At 69.8% G+C, this 18,283-nt stretch carries 20 protein-coding genes; 6 read left to right on the plus strand and 14 right to left on the minus strand.

Translation table 11 applies throughout. The features are described from left to right. Positions 1 to 23 precede the first annotated feature (23 nt). On the plus strand, positions 24 to 359 hold the full coding sequence (gene fdxA, locus AB0H54_RS21190) for a ferredoxin (RefSeq protein WP_357347059.1): 336 nt from the start codon (positions 24 to 26) through the stop codon (positions 357 to 359). Between the two features lie 4 nt (positions 360 to 363). Here fdxA and AB0H54_RS21195 read toward each other — a convergent pair whose 3' ends face one another. After that, positions 364 to 1,254, minus strand: coding sequence for a ribonuclease Z (locus tag AB0H54_RS21195; protein ID WP_357347061.1), 891 nt, complete (start codon positions 1,252 to 1,254; stop codon positions 364 to 366). 156 nt (positions 1,255 to 1,410) lie between these two features. Here AB0H54_RS21195 and AB0H54_RS21200 point away from each other — a divergent pair, with 156 nt between their 5' ends. Beyond that, positions 1,411 to 3,606: a molybdopterin oxidoreductase family protein gene (locus AB0H54_RS21200; protein WP_357347062.1), complete on the plus strand. Its 2,196-nt coding sequence runs from the start codon at positions 1,411 to 1,413 to the stop codon at positions 3,604 to 3,606. Between the two features lie 47 nt (positions 3,607 to 3,653). On the opposite strand, the gene AB0H54_RS21205 is transcribed toward AB0H54_RS21200, so the two are convergent. Next, the gene (locus tag AB0H54_RS21205; protein WP_357347064.1) at positions 3,654 to 4,694 is read right to left on the minus strand and encodes a fused (3R)-hydroxyacyl-ACP dehydratase subunits HadA/HadB; all 1,041 of its coding nucleotides are present in this window, start codon (positions 4,692 to 4,694) and stop codon (positions 3,654 to 3,656) included. Between the two features lie 145 nt (positions 4,695 to 4,839). Continuing rightward, complete coding sequence (locus tag AB0H54_RS21210) at positions 4,840 to 5,313, minus strand: helix-turn-helix domain-containing protein (RefSeq protein ID WP_357347066.1); 474 nt, start codon at positions 5,311 to 5,313, stop codon at positions 4,840 to 4,842. 53 nt (positions 5,314 to 5,366) lie between these two features. Between AB0H54_RS21210 and AB0H54_RS21215 the strand changes: the two genes are divergently transcribed. Both AB0H54_RS21215 and AB0H54_RS21220 read left to right on the plus strand, forming a co-directional pair. Continuing rightward, the gene (locus AB0H54_RS21215; RefSeq protein ID WP_357347068.1) at positions 5,367 to 6,170 is read left to right on the plus strand and encodes a thioesterase family protein; all 804 of its coding nucleotides are present in this window, start codon (positions 5,367 to 5,369) and stop codon (positions 6,168 to 6,170) included. Between the two features lie 14 nt (positions 6,171 to 6,184). Next, positions 6,185 to 7,594, plus strand: coding sequence for an MFS transporter (locus AB0H54_RS21220; RefSeq protein WP_357347070.1), 1,410 nt, complete (start codon positions 6,185 to 6,187; stop codon positions 7,592 to 7,594). A gap of 193 nt (positions 7,595 to 7,787) precedes the next feature. On the opposite strand, the gene AB0H54_RS21225 is transcribed toward AB0H54_RS21220, so the two are convergent. Genes AB0H54_RS21225 through AB0H54_RS21250 form a run of 6 tightly spaced genes read right to left on the minus strand, consistent with a single transcriptional unit; the run spans position 7,788 to position 11,782 of the window. After that, on the minus strand, positions 7,788 to 8,276 hold the full coding sequence (locus tag AB0H54_RS21225; protein WP_357347072.1) for a hypothetical protein: 489 nt from the start codon (positions 8,274 to 8,276) through the stop codon (positions 7,788 to 7,790). Then, positions 8,273 to 8,686, minus strand: coding sequence for an NUDIX domain-containing protein (locus tag AB0H54_RS21230; RefSeq protein ID WP_355272082.1), 414 nt, complete (start codon positions 8,684 to 8,686; stop codon positions 8,273 to 8,275). The genes AB0H54_RS21225 and AB0H54_RS21230 overlap by 4 nt, the downstream gene beginning before the upstream one ends. Positions 8,687 to 8,710: 24 nt before the next feature. Further along, on the minus strand, positions 8,711 to 9,190 hold the full coding sequence (locus AB0H54_RS21235; protein WP_355272080.1) for a carboxymuconolactone decarboxylase family protein: 480 nt from the start codon (positions 9,188 to 9,190) through the stop codon (positions 8,711 to 8,713). Beyond that, on the minus strand, positions 9,187 to 10,266 hold the full coding sequence (locus tag AB0H54_RS21240; protein WP_357347074.1) for a dihydrodipicolinate reductase: 1,080 nt from the start codon (positions 10,264 to 10,266) through the stop codon (positions 9,187 to 9,189). The genes AB0H54_RS21235 and AB0H54_RS21240 overlap by 4 nt, the downstream gene beginning before the upstream one ends. A gap of 59 nt (positions 10,267 to 10,325) precedes the next feature. Continuing rightward, positions 10,326 to 11,405 carry a winged helix DNA-binding domain-containing protein gene (locus AB0H54_RS21245; RefSeq protein WP_357347076.1) on the minus strand — a complete coding sequence of 360 codons (1,080 nt, stop codon included), beginning with the start codon at positions 11,403 to 11,405 and terminating at the stop codon, positions 10,326 to 10,328. Further along, a complete protein-coding gene (locus tag AB0H54_RS21250) occupies positions 11,405 to 11,782 on the minus strand; it encodes a BlaI/MecI/CopY family transcriptional regulator (protein ID WP_355272075.1) in 378 nt (125 codons plus the stop codon). The genes AB0H54_RS21245 and AB0H54_RS21250 overlap by 1 nt, the downstream gene beginning before the upstream one ends. Positions 11,783 to 11,900: 118 nt before the next feature. Here AB0H54_RS21250 and dinB point away from each other — a divergent pair, with 118 nt between their 5' ends. Further along, positions 11,901 to 13,136 (plus strand): DNA polymerase IV, encoded by a 1,236-nt coding sequence (gene dinB, locus AB0H54_RS21255; RefSeq protein ID WP_357347078.1) that lies wholly within the window; start codon positions 11,901 to 11,903, stop codon positions 13,134 to 13,136. A gap of 6 nt (positions 13,137 to 13,142) precedes the next feature. Here dinB and AB0H54_RS21260 read toward each other — a convergent pair whose 3' ends face one another. Next, positions 13,143 to 13,733, minus strand: a complete 591-nt coding sequence (locus tag AB0H54_RS21260) for a TetR/AcrR family transcriptional regulator (protein WP_357347080.1) — start codon at positions 13,731 to 13,733, stop codon at positions 13,143 to 13,145. A gap of 112 nt (positions 13,734 to 13,845) precedes the next feature. Here AB0H54_RS21260 and AB0H54_RS21265 point away from each other — a divergent pair, with 112 nt between their 5' ends. Next, positions 13,846 to 14,877: a hypothetical protein gene (locus AB0H54_RS21265; protein WP_357347082.1), complete on the plus strand. Its 1,032-nt coding sequence runs from the start codon at positions 13,846 to 13,848 to the stop codon at positions 14,875 to 14,877. Positions 14,878 to 14,889: 12 nt separating this feature from the next. Here AB0H54_RS21265 and AB0H54_RS21270 read toward each other — a convergent pair whose 3' ends face one another. Genes AB0H54_RS21270 through AB0H54_RS21285 form a run of 4 tightly spaced genes read right to left on the minus strand, consistent with a single transcriptional unit; the run spans position 14,890 to position 18,282 of the window. Continuing rightward, positions 14,890 to 15,768, minus strand: coding sequence for a phosphoribulokinase (locus tag AB0H54_RS21270; protein ID WP_357347083.1), 879 nt, complete (start codon positions 15,766 to 15,768; stop codon positions 14,890 to 14,892). A gap of 9 nt (positions 15,769 to 15,777) precedes the next feature. Continuing rightward, positions 15,778 to 16,866: a class 1 fructose-bisphosphatase gene (locus tag AB0H54_RS21275; RefSeq protein WP_357347085.1), complete on the minus strand. Its 1,089-nt coding sequence runs from the start codon at positions 16,864 to 16,866 to the stop codon at positions 15,778 to 15,780. Then, positions 16,851 to 17,870: an AAA family ATPase gene (locus AB0H54_RS21280; protein ID WP_355272069.1), complete on the minus strand. Its 1,020-nt coding sequence runs from the start codon at positions 17,868 to 17,870 to the stop codon at positions 16,851 to 16,853. Before AB0H54_RS21280 ends, AB0H54_RS21275 begins: the two co-directional genes overlap by 16 nt. Continuing rightward, positions 17,860 to 18,282 carry a ribulose bisphosphate carboxylase small subunit gene (locus tag AB0H54_RS21285; protein ID WP_357347087.1) on the minus strand — a complete coding sequence of 141 codons (423 nt, stop codon included), beginning with the start codon at positions 18,280 to 18,282 and terminating at the stop codon, positions 17,860 to 17,862. Before AB0H54_RS21285 ends, AB0H54_RS21280 begins: the two co-directional genes overlap by 11 nt. Position 18,283: the final 1 nt, after the last annotated feature.

Below are 18,283 nucleotides of genomic sequence, written 5' to 3' on the forward strand. Positions count from 1 at the left end.
GGTCAGGATCGGAGGAGACCACTGTGACGTTCGTGATCGGCGCCGACTGCGTCGACGTCCTGGATCGGGCCTGTGTCGAGGAGTGCCCGATCGACTGCATCTTCGTCGGTGACCGGATGGCCTACATCCAGCCCGTCGAGTGCATCGACTGCGGGGCGTGCGAACCGGTCTGTCCGGTCGAGGCGATCCACTACGAGGACGACCTCCCGGCCGGGCAGGAACAGTTCCGCGCCGAGAACGCCCGCTTCTTCGCCGAGCCGCTGCCAGGGCGGGACGCGCCACTCGGGGAACCCGGTGGCGCGACCGCGCTCGGCCCGCTGGGCGTCGACACGCCGTTCGTGCGGGACTACCAACGGTGACGGATCACCGGACCAGGCGCCGGGCGGGCAGCGGGACCCGGTCGAGATCGTGCGCGAGCACGGCCCCGGGAAAGCCCGCCTGCTCCTGGAACAGCGGATCGTCGGATTCGCCGTAGCGTTCCGAGAAATGGGTCAGGACGAGGGTTCGGACCCCACACGACCGGGCCACCTCACCCGCCTGCCGGGCGGTGAGGTGGCCCCGTTCGTTGGCCTGGTCGGTCTCGGAGTCCAGGAACGTGGATTCGATGATGAGCATGTCCACCCCGTCGGCGAGGGCGTAGACGTTGTCGCACAGGCGGGTGTCCATCACGAACGCGACCTTCTGCCCCGGCCGGGGCACCGTGCATTCCTCGAGCAGCGCGCCGGACAGTTCCCGGACCGCCGCACCGGAGATCCCGTGGGCGCGTAGGCGTTCGGGCAGGAAGGTCCGGCCGTCGGGTTCGGCGAGGCGGTAACCGTAGGTGGTGATGCTGTGGTCCAGCGGCAGGGTGGTCAGGGTGAAACCGTCGGCCTGGAGTGTCTCGCCGGGCCCGCTGAGCGGATGTTCCACCAGCCGCGGTTCGTCGTAGTAGCTGGTCGCGTACTTCAACCTCTCCCAGTAGGCGGCGCCGTCGGCGGGAAACACCGCATGCACATCATGCGGGACACCATCACGGCCCAGCCGCTGCACGATGCCGGGAACCCCGAGGGAGTGATCGCCGTGGAAATGGGTGACACACAGCCAGTGCAGCTCGGTCGCCGACGCACCCGCCTGCGACATCTGCCGCTGCGTCCCCTCCCCGGGATCGAACAGCACACCCCGCCCGTCCCAGCGCAGGAGATACCCGTTGTGGTTCCGCCGCCGCGTCGGCACAGCACCCGCTGTCCCGAGCACGACCAGTTCACGTGTCGACATCGGCCCATCCTCGCCGCAACAGCGCACCGTGTCGAGAATCGCCGGACTGCCCGTCACCCACCACCAACGAAGGAAAATCTCCACCCGTAGATGGATCTGTGGGCACTGGGGCCGGGTTAGCGTGGATCGAGCGGTTCGGCGAAAGGTGGGGAAGCTGTGGACGGCAAGACGATCGCGCGGCAGTGCACACTGTGTGAGGCACACTGCGGAATTCTGGTGACGGTGGAGGGCGAGCAGGTCACGCGGATCGAGGGTAATCCCGATGACGTGCTGTCGAAGGGCTACATCTGTCCCAAGGCGACGGCGATGGGCGGGCTGCACCACGATCCCGACCGGTTGCGCACTCCCGTCCGACGCGTGGGGGACAGTTTCGAACCGATCGGCTGGGACGAGGCGTTCCGCGAGATCGGGCAGCGGCTGCGGGCGGTGCGCGCGGCACACGGTCCCAGCGCGATCGGGATGTACATGGGCAACCCGGCCGCCCACAGTTCCTCGGTCATCTACGGCGTCGCGTTGCGGACCGCGCTGCTGACCCGCAATTTCTTCTCCGCGTCCTCGATCGACCAGTTCCCGCAGGAATTCGTCGCCTGGCGGATGTTCGGCGCCAACGTGCTGATGCCGGTCACCGACATCGACCGCACCGACCGGCTGGTGATCCTCGGCGCCAACCCGGCGGTGTCCAACGGGTCGATCACGACCATGCCCGGCGCGAAACTGCGCATCCGGGACGTCCGCAAGCGCGGCGGCACCGTCGTCGTGATCGACCCGCGCCGCACCGAGACCGCCCGGCTGGCCGATGAGCACGTCGCGGTGCGCCCCGGCGGCGACGTCTACCTGCTGCTGGGCATGCTGCACGTGCTCGTCACCGAGGGGCTGTGCGACGAGCGCGCTGTCCGCGCGCAATGCGCGGGGTGGGATGAGCTGAGCGGACTGGTCGCGACGACGACACCGGACCGGATGGCAGTGCACGCGGGCGTCGACGCCGACACCATCCGCCGCCTGGCCCGCGATCACGCCGCGGCCCCCTCGGCGGTGCTGTACGCGCGGATCGGGGTCTGCCTGCAGACCACCGGCGCGCTGACCCACTGGCTGGTGAACACGATCAACGCCGTCACCGGCAATCTCGATCGCGTGGGCGGGCAGATGTTCGCGACACCGCCGGTCGACATCGCCCGCTACGGCAAATACCTGCCGATGGGCTACGGCGCCTGGACCGATCGCTCCGGCACCCAGAAATCCTTCCGCGGCGAACTACCGGTCTCGGTGCTGGCCCAGGACATCCTCGCCGAAGGCCCGGACCGGATCCGGGCGATGATCACCTACGCGGGCAATCCGGTGCTGTCCACACCCCAGGGCGGACGCCTCGACGAGGCCCTGGAGTCCCTGGACTTCTACGTCGCGATCGACATGTACGTCACCGAAACCACCCGCCACGCCGACATCATCCTGCCGCCGGTCTCACCGCTGGAACGCGAGGACCTCAATCTGGTGTTCCCGGTGTTCAGCGTCCGCAACAACGTGCGCTTCGACGCGCCCGTGTTCGAACCGCCGGCCGACGGGCTCGAGGACTGGCAGATCCTGGCCCGGCTGCTCACCGAGGTGGTGCCGCTGCCCGCACGGCGCGTCACCGGCCGCGCGCTCACCGGCGTGCTCGAACAGCTCAGCCCGCTGCGATTGACCGCCGCGGCCATCGCCACCGGACCATACGGCATCCTGCGCAAGGGGCGGAAGGGGTTGACGGTCAACAGGATTCGGTCCACAGCCGGCGGTGTCGACCTGGGACCGCTGGTGCCCCGATTGCGCGAGCTGATCGGAACCAAGGATCGCAAGGTCCAGCTGACGCCGCCGGACCTGCTGGCCGCGCTCCACGCGGTCCTCGACGAGGCCGACACCGCGACGAGCGCGGGATACGACCTGCAACTCATCGGCCGACGTCACCTGCGCAGCAACAACTCCTGGCTGCACAACATCCCGTCCATGATGAAGGGCCGCGATCGCTGCACCGTCCTGGTGCATCCCGACGACGCCGCCACCCGCGGCCTCGCCGACGGCGATCCGGCCCGCGTCGAGTCCTCGGTCGGGACGATCGTCGTGCCGGTGGAGGTCAGCGACGACATCCGCCCCGGTGTGGTGGCCATCCCGCACGGCTGGGGGCATCGGGAGCCCGGCGTCGGCTGGCAGGTGGCCGCGGCCCAGCCGGGCGTCAATGTCAACCTGCTGCACGATCCGACCCGCACCGATCCGCTCACCGGGACCGCGGCGGTCAACAACACCTGGGTGCGCGTGAGCCCGGTCGTGACCGAGCGGGACGCGGCCGACAGCGACCGGATCGGCGTGCCCGCGGCCGGCTGAACCGGCGATGGTGGTGGACCCGGCCGCCCGGGTCCACCACCATCGGATCAGCGGAAGCGCAGCGTGGTGGTGGCGAGACCGAAGATCTTGCGGCCGCCGGACTTGGCGACGATGGCGATCACCGCGGACTTGGTGTCGGCGTCGAGCGACTTCACCCGGCCGGTGAACTCCACCTCGCCGCCGCTCTGGAAGTCGACGATGGTGTAGTTCGACAGCCGCACGCCGTAGCGGGTCACCGCGCCCGGGTCACCGGACCACGCCGAGACGAAACCGGCGCCCAGGCCCATGGTGAGCATGCCGTGCGCGATCACGTTGGGCAGGCCGGCGAGGCGGGCGATGCTCTCGTCCCAGTGGATCGGGTTGCCGTCGCCGGAGACACCCGCGTAGTTGACCAGGTCACCGCGGGACAGGTGTGCGTCGCGCAGCGGGAGCTCGGCACCGACGGTCAGCTCCTCGAACGACAGCGTCGTGCTGGGGACGCGGGCCGCGCCGGCCACGGAGAGCTGGAGCTCGCCTTCCGGGCGCAGCGGCGTCTCGCCCGCTTCTTCGGCGGTGGCGTCACTGTTACCGAACACCTTGACGCCGTGCACCATGACGTTCTCCACCGCGCTGGTGATCTCGGGATCGACGCCCTCGCCGGTGATACCGACGACCGTGGTGTGCATGATGTGCACCGTCTCGCCGGATTCGTCGGCGAAGGTGTTGGTGACGGTGATCAGGTCCTTGCCCGCGATGCGGCGCACCGAGGACAGCTCGACGTCGACGACCAGCCGGTCACCGGCGACGATCGGCTTGTGCTGTTCGAAGACCTGCTCGGTCTGCACGAACATGTCGTAGCCGACGACGACCGACTCGAACAGCGGCCGGTTGGCGGCCATGGCCGGGATGGAAACGAAGGTCAGCGGCGCGACCAGGCCCGGGTAGCCGAGCGCGGTCGCCGCGTCCTCGTCCCAGTGCGCGGGGTGGAAATCCTGTACCGCGCGGGCATATTCGCGGATCTTCTCGCGGCCGACCTCGTAGACGTCGCCGACCCGGTAGTAATGCCCAACCTTCGACGCGATATCAGGGGCATCGACCACGGAAGTCACTTTTCGATCACCTTCGTTCGGGGAACGGACACCCGGCAGGCTAGCGGACTCGTCGCACGACCGCGCACACCTTGGCACACTTCACAGTGGCGTCGCCCGGTGTGCACGCTCTACGCGGGGCCGAGCCGAACCGGCGCGGGCGTGGTCAGCGCGTCGGCAGCATCGACACCGGACCGGCCCCCGGGCCGTCGATCGGCGTCAGGTCCCGGCCGAGCACCCGCTCGCCGCAGTGCGAACACACCGGTTCGACGGTGGCGACGTGACCGCAGCCGCGATGCACGGCCACGACCGGCGCGCCGTTGGGCGCCGCCCATTCGTCGCCCCACTGCCGCATCGCGGTGACGACCTGCCACAGCGAGCGCCCCTTGGGGGTGAGCAGGTAGTCGTGGCGGACCGGGTTGTCCTGGTAGGGCTCCTTGGTCATGATCCCGTGCTCGACCAGGCCGTCGAGGCGTTGGGTGAGCACGTTGCGAGCGATGCCGAGCCGCTCGCGGAACTCGTCGAAGCGGGTCACGCCGAACAGGGCGTCGCGCACGATCAGCAGCGTCCACCACTCCCCGACCACCTCCAGGCATTGGGCCAGGGAGCAGTTCATGTCCTCGAAGCTGGTGCGGCGCATGCCCCGAGTCTAGTCGGTTGCATGAACGAACTCACCCATCTACCGTAAGTTGCATGATGAAACTCACTGGGCGGCTGGGCGCGGAATTCGCCCTCACCGCCACCGCGCCAGGGCACTGGCAGGCCGTCGTCGACGATTCCTGGCGAGGCTGGACCGGCCCGCACGGTGGCGCGCTCGCCGGACTCCTGATCGACACCGCCCAGCGCGCGAGCACCCGCGACCAGCCCGTGCGCGCCGCCGATATCCGCTTCCTCGGCCGCCCGGCGACCGGGGCGTTCACGCTGCGCACCGCCGAACACGTCGTCGGACGCAGCACGACGATCCTCGACGTGATCGCCGAGCAGGACGGCGCGCCCGTCGCCGCCGCCTCGGTCACCCTCGGCGCGGCGGGGGTCACCGCGATCGCCGCCCACTCGGCCCGGCCCGCGCCCGCTGTGCCCGCGCCGCAGGAGTGCGCGCTGTTCCAGTTGCCGCCGGAGATCGTTCCGGTGGGAGCGCATTTCGTCATCCGGCCCGCCGCCGGCCCGCTGCCGCTCAGTGGCGCGGACGAGGCGATGATGTGCGCCTGGATCGCGCTCGATCCCGCGCTGCCGCTGGACGCGCCCAGCCTGGCCGTCCTCGCCGACGCGCTGCCGCCCGGGCTGTTCCCGCTGCTCACCGCGCCGGTCGCGGTGCCGACTGTGACGCTGTCGCTGCAACTGCACGCCGATCCCGCCCGCCTCGTCGAGGCACCCGTCCTGGTGCGCGCCGCCGCGATCAGCGCCGGAGACGGCTGGTCCGTCGACGACACCGATATCTGGGACCGCGACGGGGTCCTGCTCGCCACCGCCCGCCAGACCCGCCGCGTTCTCGGCTGATCGGGAGCTTTCGCATGAATTCCGTCGTCACCGCGCGCACCACCGATTCCCGGGTGGTACTCGCCGTCGTCTCCACCGGCGTCCTGCTGTCGAGCCTGGACCTGTTCATCGTCAATGTCGCCATGCCCGCCATGGCCACCGATTTCGGCGCCGGGCTCACCGGGCTGTCGTGGGTGCTCAATCTCTACGCGATCGTCTTCGCCGCGCTGCTCGTCCCCGCGGGGCGCCTCGGCGACCGCAACGGCAATCGCGCGACCTTCCTGCTCGGCCTCGCCGTTTTCGTGCTGGGTTCGGCGCTGTGCGCGGTGGCCTGGGATGTGGCCTCGCTCGTGGGATTCCGCGTCGTGCAGGCCGTCGGGTGCGCGCTGCTGACACCGTCGTCCCTGGCGCTGGTGCTGGCCGCGACACCGCCGGAGCGGCGGGCGGGCGCGGTGCGGCTGTGGGTCGCCTTCGGCGGTCTCGGCGCGGCGCTGGGACCGGTGATCGGCGGGCTGCTGGTCGAACTCGATTGGCGCTGGGTATTTCTGGTGAACGTGCCGATCGGTTTGGTCGCCTTGGCGGTCGGCGCGCGCACGCTGCCACGCCCGCCTGCCGATTGCGGTCCGCTGCCGGACCTGGTGGGTGCGGTGGCACTGATCGGTGCGGTCGGGTCGTTCATCCTGGCCGTGGTGCAGGGGCCGGACTGGGGCTGGACGTCGACCGGGGTGCTGGCCGCGTTCGCGGTCGCGCTCGTCCTGGGAGTGGTCTTCGTCGTGTCGTCGGCGCGGCATCCGAGTCCGGTGGTGGATCCGGCCCTGTTGCGCGCCCCGAATTTCACCCTGGCGAGCGCCAATTCGCTCGTGTTCCAGATCGCGTTCGCGGGCATGTTGCTGTCGGTCACCCTGTGGGCGCAGAACGTGTGGGGATGGTCCGCCCTGCGGACCGGGCTGGCGATCGCGCCGGGACCGCTGGTCGTCCCGTTCGTCGCGATCGCTGCGGGCCGCCTCATCGCCCGCGTCGGTGCCGGTCCGGTGATCGCCGCGGGCGGGCTGGCCTTCGGCGGCGGGTTGCTGTGGTGGGCCCGGGCCGCCGAACTGACCCCGGACTACCCGTCCGGCCTGCTCGGCGGCATGCTGCTGACCGGCCTCGGCGTCGGGCTCACCCTACCCACCGCCTTCGCCGCCGGCGCGGGAACCCTACCCCCGCACCGCTTCGCGACCGGCTCGGCCGTCCTGAGCATGTCCCGCCAACTCGGCCTCGCCGTCGGCGTCGCCCTCCTGGTCGCCCTCCTCGGCAACCCCGCCACCCTCGACGCCTTCCACCGCGCCTGGTACGTCACCGCCGCCGTCGCCGTCCTCGCCGGCCTACTCGGCCTCGGCATCCGCTCGACACCGTCGGCGGCCGAGCGACAGGACGCAGAGCCTGCCCAGGTGTCGCACGGGTAGGTGTACCGCCCGAACGTTCGCCCGGTGCTGATCGACACCATCAGCACCGGGCGTTCGCCACGCGATAGCGGCAAGGGATCGTCGAGTCGTCTCCCCGCCGAAGTCACTGCCGTATCCCTCGATCCGCGGCTGTGCGCATCCGGTGATGATGCCGGTGGGCGCGCCGAGGGATCGCGAATTCGGCTGAGCCCGTTCAGATCTGGTGGGTCCAGGCGATGAAGAACAGGGTGCCCGCCGTGGTGAGGGCGATGCTGATCGGGATGGTCCACCAGGTTGTGTCGCGGCCGAGGACGGTGCGGGCCAGGCGCAGCTGGAGGCGGCCGAGGAGGGCGACGATGCCGAGGAAGGCCGGGGCCAGGAGTAGGCCGAGCGCGGCGTGGACCAGCCAGGCGCCGACGAGAGTGGGTCCGCCCCAGGCGGTTTCGTAGGCATTCGCGGCGACCAGGGGGTAGGCGAGGCCGCGGATCAGGACCAGGCCGGCGAGCAGGGTGAGGAACCAGGCGACCAGACCGGTACCCGCGGACAGGACGGAGTGGACCAGGCAGCGCGGCGCCGGGACGCGGCGGGCGGAGACGGGTTCGTGCAGGAGCAGGCGCGGCACCCGCAGTCGAGTGCGGACCGGGGACAGGGCCAGGGGCAGCGCAAGCAGGGCATAGCCGATCGTCCGCCCGACCCCGCTCACCGTAGGGAACCCGCCGCCGCCAGATCGTCGAAGAGCAACTGGTCGACCGGCGGCACGAGATCGCGATCGCGGTAGCCGAACCAGGCCAGGGCCTCGATCTCGCTGCTGGCGGTCAGGACGCCGCGGTACTCGGCGGTGTAGCAGGCCATCCGCACGACGGTGGGGTGACCGTCGGCGATCGCGGCCTCGTAGGTGCCGACATGGGCCGCGCTCTCCGGTGCGAGGTCGACGCTCAGTTCCTCGGCGACCTCGCGCACCAGCGTCTGCACATCGGTCTCGGCGCCTTCCCGCTTCCCTCCGGGGATGAAGAAGACGTCCTTGCCCCGGGGGCGGGCGCACAGGATGCGCCCGTCCTCGATCAGTACCCAGGCCACCGTATCGATCAGCTGCTGTACCGGAGAGTCCACCACGGCCCGCAGCCTACTGCGCCCGCGTCAGTGGCCGGGCAGGACGCAGACGGTGTCCAGGCCGAGCACCCGGTTGAGCCGGCCGAACGCGAGCCACGATCCGATGCTCATGCTCAGCTCGACCACCTCGGTCTGGGTGTAGTGCTCGAACATCCTGGCCCAGAACTCGTCGTCGAGACTGTGATGGTCGGTGGCGTAGCGCTCGGCGTATTCGGCGGCCAGGCGAGCCCGGTCGTCGAAGAGTTCGGTGGTGCGCCAGTTCGTGACGGCGTCGGCGAACTCGGCCTCGACCTTCTGCCCGTCGCGTTCGGTGCGCCAGTCCTGACAGAACAGGCACCCGTTGATCTGCGCGATCCGCAGCCGGGCCGCCTCGAACTCGCGCAGCCCCAGGGTCGAGTGCTCGTAGACCGACAGCGAGAACGCGGCGGCGGCGACCCCGATGCCGGGCACCATCTCGCCCCAGACGTAGCCGATCGGGTCCTTGCCCTCGGGAATGTCGATGATCATGGTGTCTTCCTTCCGAGTTTGCCGACCGCGGCCCGCAGCGGCACATCGAGTGCGTCGTAGAGGCCGGGTTCGGCCTCGACCAGCCAGTCGACGGCGTTCACCAACCGGCCCACCGCGGTGGCGTTTCCGCCCGCCGACCGGTTGCCGCCCTCGTCCGCGGCTTCCACGCTGACCTCGATCCGGGGCGTGCCCTCGATGATCACGCGGTGCGCGCCGACGCCGTCGGGCGGTGTCGGCCAGTCCGGCGCGCAGCTGGGGTGGATCCGGGTGACGTGCTCGATGACGATGCGCGGCTCACCCTCCACGATGCCCTGCACCTCGAACCGCACCGCACCCTGGGTGCCCGCCTCGAATTCGCCCATCTGCGTGGTCTGCACCGTCGCATCGAGTGCACGCCGGTCGAGCGTCTCGCGGATCTCGTCGAGTTCCACGCCCAGCGCCCTGGCCATGAGCCGGACCTGCCCGCCCCACACCATGGACGGCACCGAGGGCAGCAGCATCGGCGGCTGGTAGTCCATCGGCTGTCCCATGCCGACCAGATAGCGCACCGAGTCGGGCTGGTCGTAGGTGGAGTAGTCGAAGATCTCCTGGCAGCGCACCACGTCGAGGGTGCTCGAGAGCCCGCTGATCAACAGCGGCAGCACATCGTTGCCCCAGCCGGGATCGACACCGGAGACGAACAGCGAACCGCCGCCCTCGGCGATCGCGGCCAGCACCGGGTCGCGCATCTCGGCGGGCGCGTTGCTGGGGTCGTAGAGCGCGTAGAGGGCGGGCGTGACGACGACGGCGCCGACGCGGATCGCGCGCACGATGTCGGCGAGGGCGTCATCGGGGCGGATCTCACCGGAGGCCGCGTAGACGACCGCGCGTGGCCCGGTGGCGAGCAGCGCGTCGATGTCGTCGGTGGCCGCCACCCCCAGCCCGTAGTCGAGTCCGGCCAGGTCACCGGCGTCGCGGCCGACCTTGTCGGGGTTGTGCACCAGCACCCCGGTGAGTTCCAGGGCCGGGTGGGCAGCCACGGCACGAATGGCCGCTCGGCCTACGTTGCCGGTGCCCCAAACGATCGTGGGGATCATCGCGCGAGCGTAGCAAGCGCTTGGTTCGGTGTCCGGAATATCCGGAAGACGGTCTCCGATCAGCCTTCTCGCACCGCGGCCACCGCCGTCGACAGCGCCCGGGACGGCAGTTGTCGACCGTCGAACATCGTCACCGCGACCTCGCCGTCGACGCGGTCCCAGGTCCCCGCGATCCGCCCGTCGACCACGACCAGCGGCGAGATCCAGCCCGCCGTGCGGCTGACCTTCGCGCGATGCTCAGCGGGCAGCAGCACGGTGTCGGCGGTGCCGGGTCCGAGCACGTACTGATCGAACGGGCCGAGCAGATGCACCGCGCCGTCGAGTCGCGCGGCGGCGAGCTCGTCGGCGAATTCGGTCGGGATCCAGCCACGACGGCCCTCGACGTCGACCTCGGTCAGCGCGTCGCCCAGCGCGGCGAACCAGCCGCGCACCAGGGTCTTGCGCAGGCTGTTGCGGCTGAGCCAGGCATCGAACACCTCCGGTGTCGCCGGACCGTACGCGCCGAGGTAGGCGCGGATCAGCGTCGGCGCGGCGAGCTCGGGGTCGGGCACACCCGTCCAGCCGGGAACCAGATGTCCGGGACTGGTGAAGGTGATCTTCGTGCCGCGCGCCGGACCATGACACAGCGCGCCCTGCCAGGCCAGCGGCTTGAGCACCGCGCCCCAGCCGGAGCGCAACTGCGCACCCAGGTGCGCGAAACCGGGATCGGCCAGCACGGCATCGACGAGTTCGTCGCGCGTGAGGACCTGCTCGGCGAGTACCGCCGAGACCACCTCCACCAGCGCCGCCACCTGATCGGGTGTCGCGCCGAAGGTCTTCTGCCACGACGGCTTCTCCCACGTCCGCGCCGCGCCGATCAGCGCCAGGGCCGCGGCGGCCTGATCGGGCACCATCGCGTGCAGCGTGCCGCGCATCGCCCAGGTCTTGACGAGGGTGCCCGCCGCCAACGCGTCGGCCAACGCGTTCGGTGCCGCGTCCCGGCTTCGGATCGCGACGGCCGTCTCCGCCGCCGACGCGACCTGCGCCTGCACCCCGGCCAGCCTGCCCGCGATCGCCGCGGCGCCGCCCGCGGCGGGCTCGGTGACGAACTGCCTGCGCAACCGCCAGGCGAAAACCTGATCCCACCCGACTTCGAGCACTAGTTCTCCTCGGCGCGCTTGGACACCACCCGCCGGAGCGCGGCCCGTAATCCGGCGAACTCGTCGTCACTGATCCGGTCGACGAAATGACTCAGCACGAGATCGGACCGACCGCCGAGCCCGAGCGCCTCGTGCATGAGCTGGGCGCTGTGTTCCTCGCGGGTCATCGTCGGCCAGTACCGGTAGGCGCGACCGTCGCGTTCCCTGGCCAGCCAGCCCTTGCGGTGCAGGTTGTCCATGGTCGACATGACCGTGGTGTAGGCGATGTCACGTTCGGCGGCGAGCTCGTCGAACAGTTCGCGCACGGTGGTCGAGTCCACGTCGCGATCCCACAGGCGGTCCATCAGCACCGCTTCGAGATCGCCGAAACCACGCACCGCCTACCGTCTCCCTCATCATCGCCGACTCGCCGAAACCGGCTTCACACTACCGGCTTGGCCGCGGTGAGACCGCTATCGCGCGGCAACCCTTTCTGTCGTACCCCGATGCGAACATATGTTCGTGTCCGACTCCGTTCCCGCCCGTCGCCCGCGCATCCAGACCCGCGCCGAGGCGTCGATCCTGCATGCCGACCTGGATTCCTTCTACGCCTCGGTCGAGCAACGCGATCAGCCGTGGTTGCGGGGCAAACCCGTCATCGTGGGTGGCGGGGTGGTGCTGGCCGCGAGCTACGAGGCCAAGGCCTTCGGCATCCGGACCCCGATGAACGCGGGCCAGGCCTTGCGCCTGTGCCCGCACGCGGTGGTCGTGCCGCCGCGGATGTCGGCCTACGCCGCGGCGAGCAAGGCGGTGTTCGCGGTCTTCCACGACACCACCCCGATCGTGGAGGGCATCTCGATCGATGAGGCGTTTCTCGACGTCGGCGGGCTGCGGCGGATCAGCGGCGAGCCGATCGAGATCGCGCACGCCCTGCGGGCCCGGATCAGCAGCGAGGTCGGGCTGCCGATCTCGGTCGGTATCGCCCGCAACAAATTCCTGGCCAAGGTGGCCTCGGCGGTGGCCAAACCCGACGGCTTGCGACTGGTGGAGCCCGGCCGTGAACTCGACTTCCTGCACCCGCTGCCGGTCGAACGATTATGGGGCGTCGGCGCGGTGACCGCCGCGACCCTGCACGAGAACGGCATCACCCGGGTCGGGCAGCTCGCCGAACTCGGCGAACCGCATCTGCGCGCCATCCTCGGGCCGGGCGCGGCACGGCACCTGTTCGCACTGTCGTGGGGGCGCGATCCCCGGCGCGTGGAGACCGGGAAACGTCGGCGCTCGATCGGCGCGCAGCGCGCCCTGGGCCGCCGCCACCGCACCCCGGAGGAGATCGCCGCCTATCTCGACGGTCTCACCGACCGGCTCGGTCGCCGGCTGCGCGCCGCGGAGCGCGTGTGCCGCACCGTCATCCTGCGATTACGCTTCGACGACTTCACCCGGGCGACCCGCTCGCACACCCTGGTCGAGGCCACCGACGCCACCGCGTCACTGCGCCACGCCGCCCGCCTGCTGCTCGACACCGCCCAGCCCCTGATCACCGAACGCGGCATCACCCTCATCGGCCTGTCGCTGACCAACCTCGACGACGCCGACACCATGCAACTCACCCTCCCCCTGGAACCCCGCGCCGAGAACACCCTCGACGCCACCCTCGACGACCTGCGCCGCCGGTTCGGCTCGGCCGCCGTCACCCGCGCCGCACTGCTCAAAAGCGGCGAGGGCCTGTCTGTCCCGATGCTCCCGGACTGACCGCCCTCACCCGCGGGCGCGTCGGCGGACCAGCGGCAGATACACCTCGTCGATGATCTCGACGAGGACGTCGTCGGGTGCGGTGGGCACCCCGCGCAGCACGAATTCGTTGCGCAGCAGCACGATCGCCACGGTGGCGACCCGTGGATGCAGGCATTCCGGAGCCGCCTCGCCACGGGCCACCGCGCGGCCGAGCACCGTCAGCCAGGTCGCCGCCGTCGCGTCCACCGACTGTTCCGGTAGCTGGGCGAGCAGTTCGGCGGCCCCGCCCGCCGCGGCCAGCAGTTCGCGCATGATCGCACCGAGTGCCGAACTCCAGTGCCGGTTCGCCCGGCGCAGCAGCTCAAGCGCGTCGGCGCGCAGGTCGCCGGTGTCGGGAACCTCTGCAGTGGTGGTCAGCAGCCGGTAGGCCGCGACGCCGAGCGCGAGGCGATTCGGCCAGCGGCGGTAGAGCGCGTTCTTGTTGGTACCGGCACGCTGAGCGACCTTGTCCATGGTCAGCCCGGCGTAGCCACCCTCGCTCAGTTCCGCGGCCGCGGCGCGCAGGATCGCGTCCTCCAATTCCGCGCCACGCCTGCGAGTGACCTTCTCCGCCACCGTCGACCTCCTCGATTCCGAGAACATCGTACCTTCCGGACACCACCTTGCCTCCAGCTCGCACCGCCTTTAGGGTACGTGGCGTACCGTATCAGCAACGAAGGGCAGCAGCATGCGCGCCACAGGCATCAGCTACGACACCGGCTTCCTCCGCGACGGTGTGTCGTCCCGCACCGAGTTCGACCCGGACGTCGTACGCGCGGAACTGCGGATCATCCGCGACGATCTGCACTGCACCGCGGTCCGGCTCGTCGGCGGCGACCCCGACCGGCTCGACATCGCCGCGGGCCTGGCCGCCGACCTCGGCCTGGAAGTGTGGTTCTCGCCGTATCCGCTGGAACAGACCACCGAGCAGATGCTGGCGCTGATGCTCGACTGCGCCGACCGCGCGGAACGGCTCCGTCGCCGCGGCGCCGAGGTGGTCTTCGTGACCGGCGCCGAGATCAGCATCATGAACATCGGCTTCCTCGCGGGCACGACCCTGCACGAACGCGTCGCCGGGCTCACCGCGCCCGGCGCACTCCCGAAGGTCGTGACGGAGGCGAGCGCCCGGCTCGACGAGTTCTTCCGCACCTCGGTGCCGCTGATCCGTCAGCGCTTCGGCGGCCCACTGACCTATGCCGCGATCCCGCTCGAACGCGTCGACTGGAACCTGTTCGACATCGTCTCGCTGGACCTCTACCGCTCCGCCGAGGTCGCCGACCGCTTCGCCGACGGCATCCGCGACATCGTCGCCCAGCACAAGCCGGTGGCCATCACCGAATTCGGCGCCGCCACCTTCCGCGGTGCGGGCGATGTCGGCGCCAACGGCCTCGACATCGTCGAATACCGCCCCGGCCCGATCCGGCTCACCGCCGGTGTCGACCGCGACGAAGCGGGCCAGGCCGCCTACCTCACCGACCTGCTGGAACTGTTCGACGACAGCGGTGTCGACACCACTTTCGTGTTCATCTTCGCCCTCTACGACATGCCGCACCGTCCCGCCGCCGATCCTCGCGACGACCTCGATCGCGCCAGCTACGGCATCGTCGCGATCCTCGACGACCGCACCGGCGCGACCTACCCGGACATGAGCTGGGAACCCAAGGCCGCCTTCACCGCCGTCGCCGAGCACTACCGGAACAGCTCGGTACGCACCCGGTGACGGGCGCCGCCCTCATACGAATCGTTTGGGCCGCTTGTCCATCAACCGCAGGATGAGCGGGGTGAAGATCAACTGCATCGCCAGTTCCATCTTGCCGCCGGGCACCACGATGCAATTCGGCCGCGACATGAACGAATCGTGCAGCATCGACAGCAGATACGGGAAATCGATCACCTTCGGATCGGCGAAGCGGATCACCACGAAACTCTCGTCGGCGGTGGGAATGCTGCGCGCGATGAACGGATTCGACGTGTCGACGGTCGGTACCCGCTGGAAGTTCACATAGGTCCGCGAGAACTGCGGACAGATGTATTTCACGTAGTCCGGCATCCGGCGCAGGATCGTATCGATCACCGCCTCACTGGAATACCCGCGATGGGTCTTGTCCCGGTACACCTTCTGAATCCACTCGAGGTTGATGATCGGCACCACCCCCACCAGCAGATCGGTGTATTGGGCAACATCGACGGCGTCGGTGACGGCCGCGCCGTGCAATCCCTCGTAGAACAACAGGTCGCTGCCGGGCGCCAGATCCTCCCACGGGGTGAAGGTGCCCGCCGGCTGCCCGTAGGGTTTCGCCTCCTCGTCGTCGTGCAGGTATCTGCGCACCTGCCCGACCCCCGATTCACCGTATTCGCGGAACAGTGCCTCCAATTCGGGCAGCAGATTGGCGTCCTCGCCGAAATGCGAGAACGTCGTATTGCGTTGCTGCTCGGCCTCGGCCATCGCGATCTTCATTTCCGAGCGGTCGTACCGGTGGAACGAATCACCCTCCACCACCACGGCGCTGATGCCCTCACGGCGGAAGATCTCCTCGAACGTGCGGGTGACGCTGGTCGTTCCCGCGCCGGAGGACCCGGTGATCGCGACAACGGGATGCTTGACCGACATGGGCGACTCCTAAGTGCGCTGGTCGTGCTTGGCCGGACGGAACAGTGACCGCGTGCCGAACAGCGAACTGTCGAAGCTCGGGCCCGCGTCCGGCTCGGAGTGGTAGCGCTCGATGCGCAGGACCTCGGTGCGGGAACCGAAGATGAACGGCACCCGCTGATGCACCTCCGCGGGCGGCACGAGCATCACCCGGTCGTGCCCGGTGGTGGCCGCCCCGCCCGCCTGCTCGACGATGAACGCGATCGGATTCGCCCCGTACAGCAGGGAAACCCGCCCTGGGCGGGCGGGATTGCGGGTGTCGCGCGGATACAGGTACACCCCGCCCCTGGTCAGGATGTGGAACGTGTCGGCCACCAGCGACGCGACCCAGCGCATATTGAAGTCCCGGCCCCGCGGTCCGTCCATCCCCTGCAGGCATTCCTGCACGTAGCGACGCACCGGCCGCTCCCAGAACCGCTCGTTGGCGGCATTGATCGCGAACCCCGCGGTGTCTTCGGGGATGCGCATGCGCGGGTGGGTCAGCACGAACGCGCCGATCTCCCGATCGAGGGTGAACCCGTCCACACCGCTGCCGGTGGTGAGCACCAGCATGGTCGCGGGCCCGTAGAGGGTGAACCCGGCACAGACCTGGCGCACCCCCGGCTGCAGGAAATCCGCGTCGACCGGTTCCGCCGTCCCGTCGAGCACCTCCTGCGGCGCGCGCAGAATGCTGAAGATCGAACCGACGGGCAGGTTCACATCGATATTGCTCGACCCGTCCAGCGCGTCGTAGGCCAGCAGATACTTGCCGCGCCGCTGCGTGGCGGGCACCGGCAACGCCGTGTCGCGCCGCTCGGACAGCAGCCCCGACAGATGCCCGGTCCACTGCGTCTGCGCGACCATGATCTCGTCGGTCAGCACATCCAGGCGCGCGCTCACCGACAGCGGCTCCGCGTCGCTGGTCGAGCTGATGATCGCGCCACGGGTCACCTGATTGGCGATGATCTTCGTGGCCGTGGCCACCACGTTGACCAGCGCCGAGAACTCCCCCGACGAGCCGGGATGCCGATGTTCCTCCTCGATCGTGTAGCGGGTGAGCGTTTTCAATCCGTTCGGCATGGCGTCGTGGCCACCTCCTGCACCGTCTCGTCGAACACGCTGCTGCCGTACACGTCCCGGTCACACAGGGTGATCAGGTCGGTCCTCGACAGCGGCCGCGCCGCCTCCACCAGTCGCTTGGCCTGCCGCAACCGGCACCGATCGATCGCGTTGCGCACACTGCGCGCGTTGGAGAACCGCGGCCTGGTCATCCGCACCGTCAGGTACTCCGAGAACGCCACGTGCGCGGCGGCGTCGAACCGGAAGTTCTCGCCCGCCACCATGAGTTCGGCGATGCCCATCAGCTCGTCGTGGGTGTAGTCGGCGAACTCCAGGTGATGGGGCACCCGGGAGGACAGCCCCGGATTGGCGGAGAAGAACCGGTCCATCCGGTCGGGATAGCCGGCGAAGATGACGACCAGACTCGCCCGCTCGCTCTCCATCTCCTGCAGCAGGATCTCGATCACCTCCTGCCCGTAGTCGCGCTCGTTCTCCGGCCGGAACAGGTAGTAGGCCTCATCGATGAACAGCACCCCGCCCGCGGCCTTGGCGATCGCCTCCTTGGTCTTGGGCGCGGTGTGGCCGATGAACTGGCCGACCAGGTCGTCACGGGTCACCGTGTGCACCTTGGGTTTGCGGATGTAGCCCAGCGCGTGCAGCATCTGCGCCATCCGCAACGCCACCGTCGTCTTGCCGGTGCCCGGCCCACCGGTGAAGCTCATGTGCATGGTCGGGCGCGACGATTCGAGCCCGAACCGCCGCCGCGCCCGATCGATCATCAGCAGCGCGGCGATCTCGCGCACCCGTTCCTTCACATTCGCCAGGCCGATCAGCTCGGCGTCCAGCGCGGCCAGCGTCTCGGCCACGTCGTGCCCGGCCACATCGAGGGAAAGGTCCAACAGCGCGTCCTCGCTCAGCAGTTCCTCGGTCGCGGTGGCGCCCTCGGCGGGCGGGCGCGACGGCCGGGCGTCACCGACGCCCGGCCGCGGCAACCGGAATCCGGCAGCGGACCCGTCAGCCGCCATACCGCTGTCCCTGCGGACGATCGGTGGCGTAGGACCGCATGCTGTAGATCTGGCGCCGGTCCGGTCCCTCGGTGCGCGCCAGCTCGAAACCGGGCTCGTCCGCGGGACGCTGCACCAGGAAGCTCAGCGCCGTCGTCTGTTTCGTGTAGGTCGCGTCGTAGGCGGTGACCCGCACGTAGTGCCGGGGGAAGGTCGCCCGGCAGGCGTTGATCTCGGCCATCACCCCGTCGGGTTCGTCGAGGTCGAACAGCGGCAACCCCCACATCTCCCAGTAGGTGTTGCGCGGGTGCGGGTCGTCGGTGTACTCGACCGAGATCGGCCAGTTGTTGAGCAGCGCGTAGCGCACCTGGGCCGCGATCTCGGTGTCGGTGAGCTCGGGCAGATACGAGAACGTCCCGTGTCGCAGATACATG

This window comes from Nocardia sp. NPDC050718 (assembly GCF_040654235.1).
Classification (GTDB): Bacteria; Actinomycetota; Actinomycetes; order Mycobacteriales; family Mycobacteriaceae; genus Nocardia.

Coding starts and splice junctions, on each gene's coding strand:
- AB0H54_RS21265 (WP_357347082.1), top strand. CDS start 13,846: ATGCGCGCCACAGGCATCAGCTACGACACCGGCTTCCTCCGCGACGGT.
- dinB (WP_357347078.1), top strand. CDS start 11,901: ATGTTCGTGTCCGACTCCGTTCCCGCCCGTCGCCCGCGCATCCAGACC.
- AB0H54_RS21240 (WP_357347074.1), bottom strand. CDS start 10,266: ATGATCCCCACGATCGTTTGGGGCACCGGCAACGTAGGCCGAGCGGCC.
- AB0H54_RS21275 (WP_357347085.1), bottom strand. CDS start 16,866: ATGCCGAACGGATTGAAAACGCTCACCCGCTACACGATCGAGGAGGAA.
- AB0H54_RS21280 (WP_355272069.1), bottom strand. CDS start 17,870: ATGGCGGCTGACGGGTCCGCTGCCGGATTCCGGTTGCCGCGGCCGGGC.
- AB0H54_RS21220 (WP_357347070.1), top strand. CDS start 6,185: ATGAATTCCGTCGTCACCGCGCGCACCACCGATTCCCGGGTGGTACTC.
- AB0H54_RS21285 (WP_357347087.1), bottom strand. CDS start 18,282: ATGTATCTGCGACACGGGACGTTCTCGTATCTGCCCGAGCTCACCGAC.
- AB0H54_RS21235 (WP_355272080.1), bottom strand. CDS start 9,190: ATGATCATCGACATTCCCGAGGGCAAGGACCCGATCGGCTACGTCTGG.
- AB0H54_RS21270 (WP_357347083.1), bottom strand. CDS start 15,768: ATGTCGGTCAAGCATCCCGTTGTCGCGATCACCGGGTCCTCCGGCGCG.
- AB0H54_RS21210 (WP_357347066.1), bottom strand. CDS start 5,313: ATGCGCCGCACCAGCTTCGAGGACATGAACTGCTCCCTGGCCCAATGC.
- AB0H54_RS21215 (WP_357347068.1), top strand. CDS start 5,367: ATGATGAAACTCACTGGGCGGCTGGGCGCGGAATTCGCCCTCACCGCC.
- AB0H54_RS21195 (WP_357347061.1), bottom strand. CDS start 1,254: ATGTCGACACGTGAACTGGTCGTGCTCGGGACAGCGGGTGCTGTGCCG.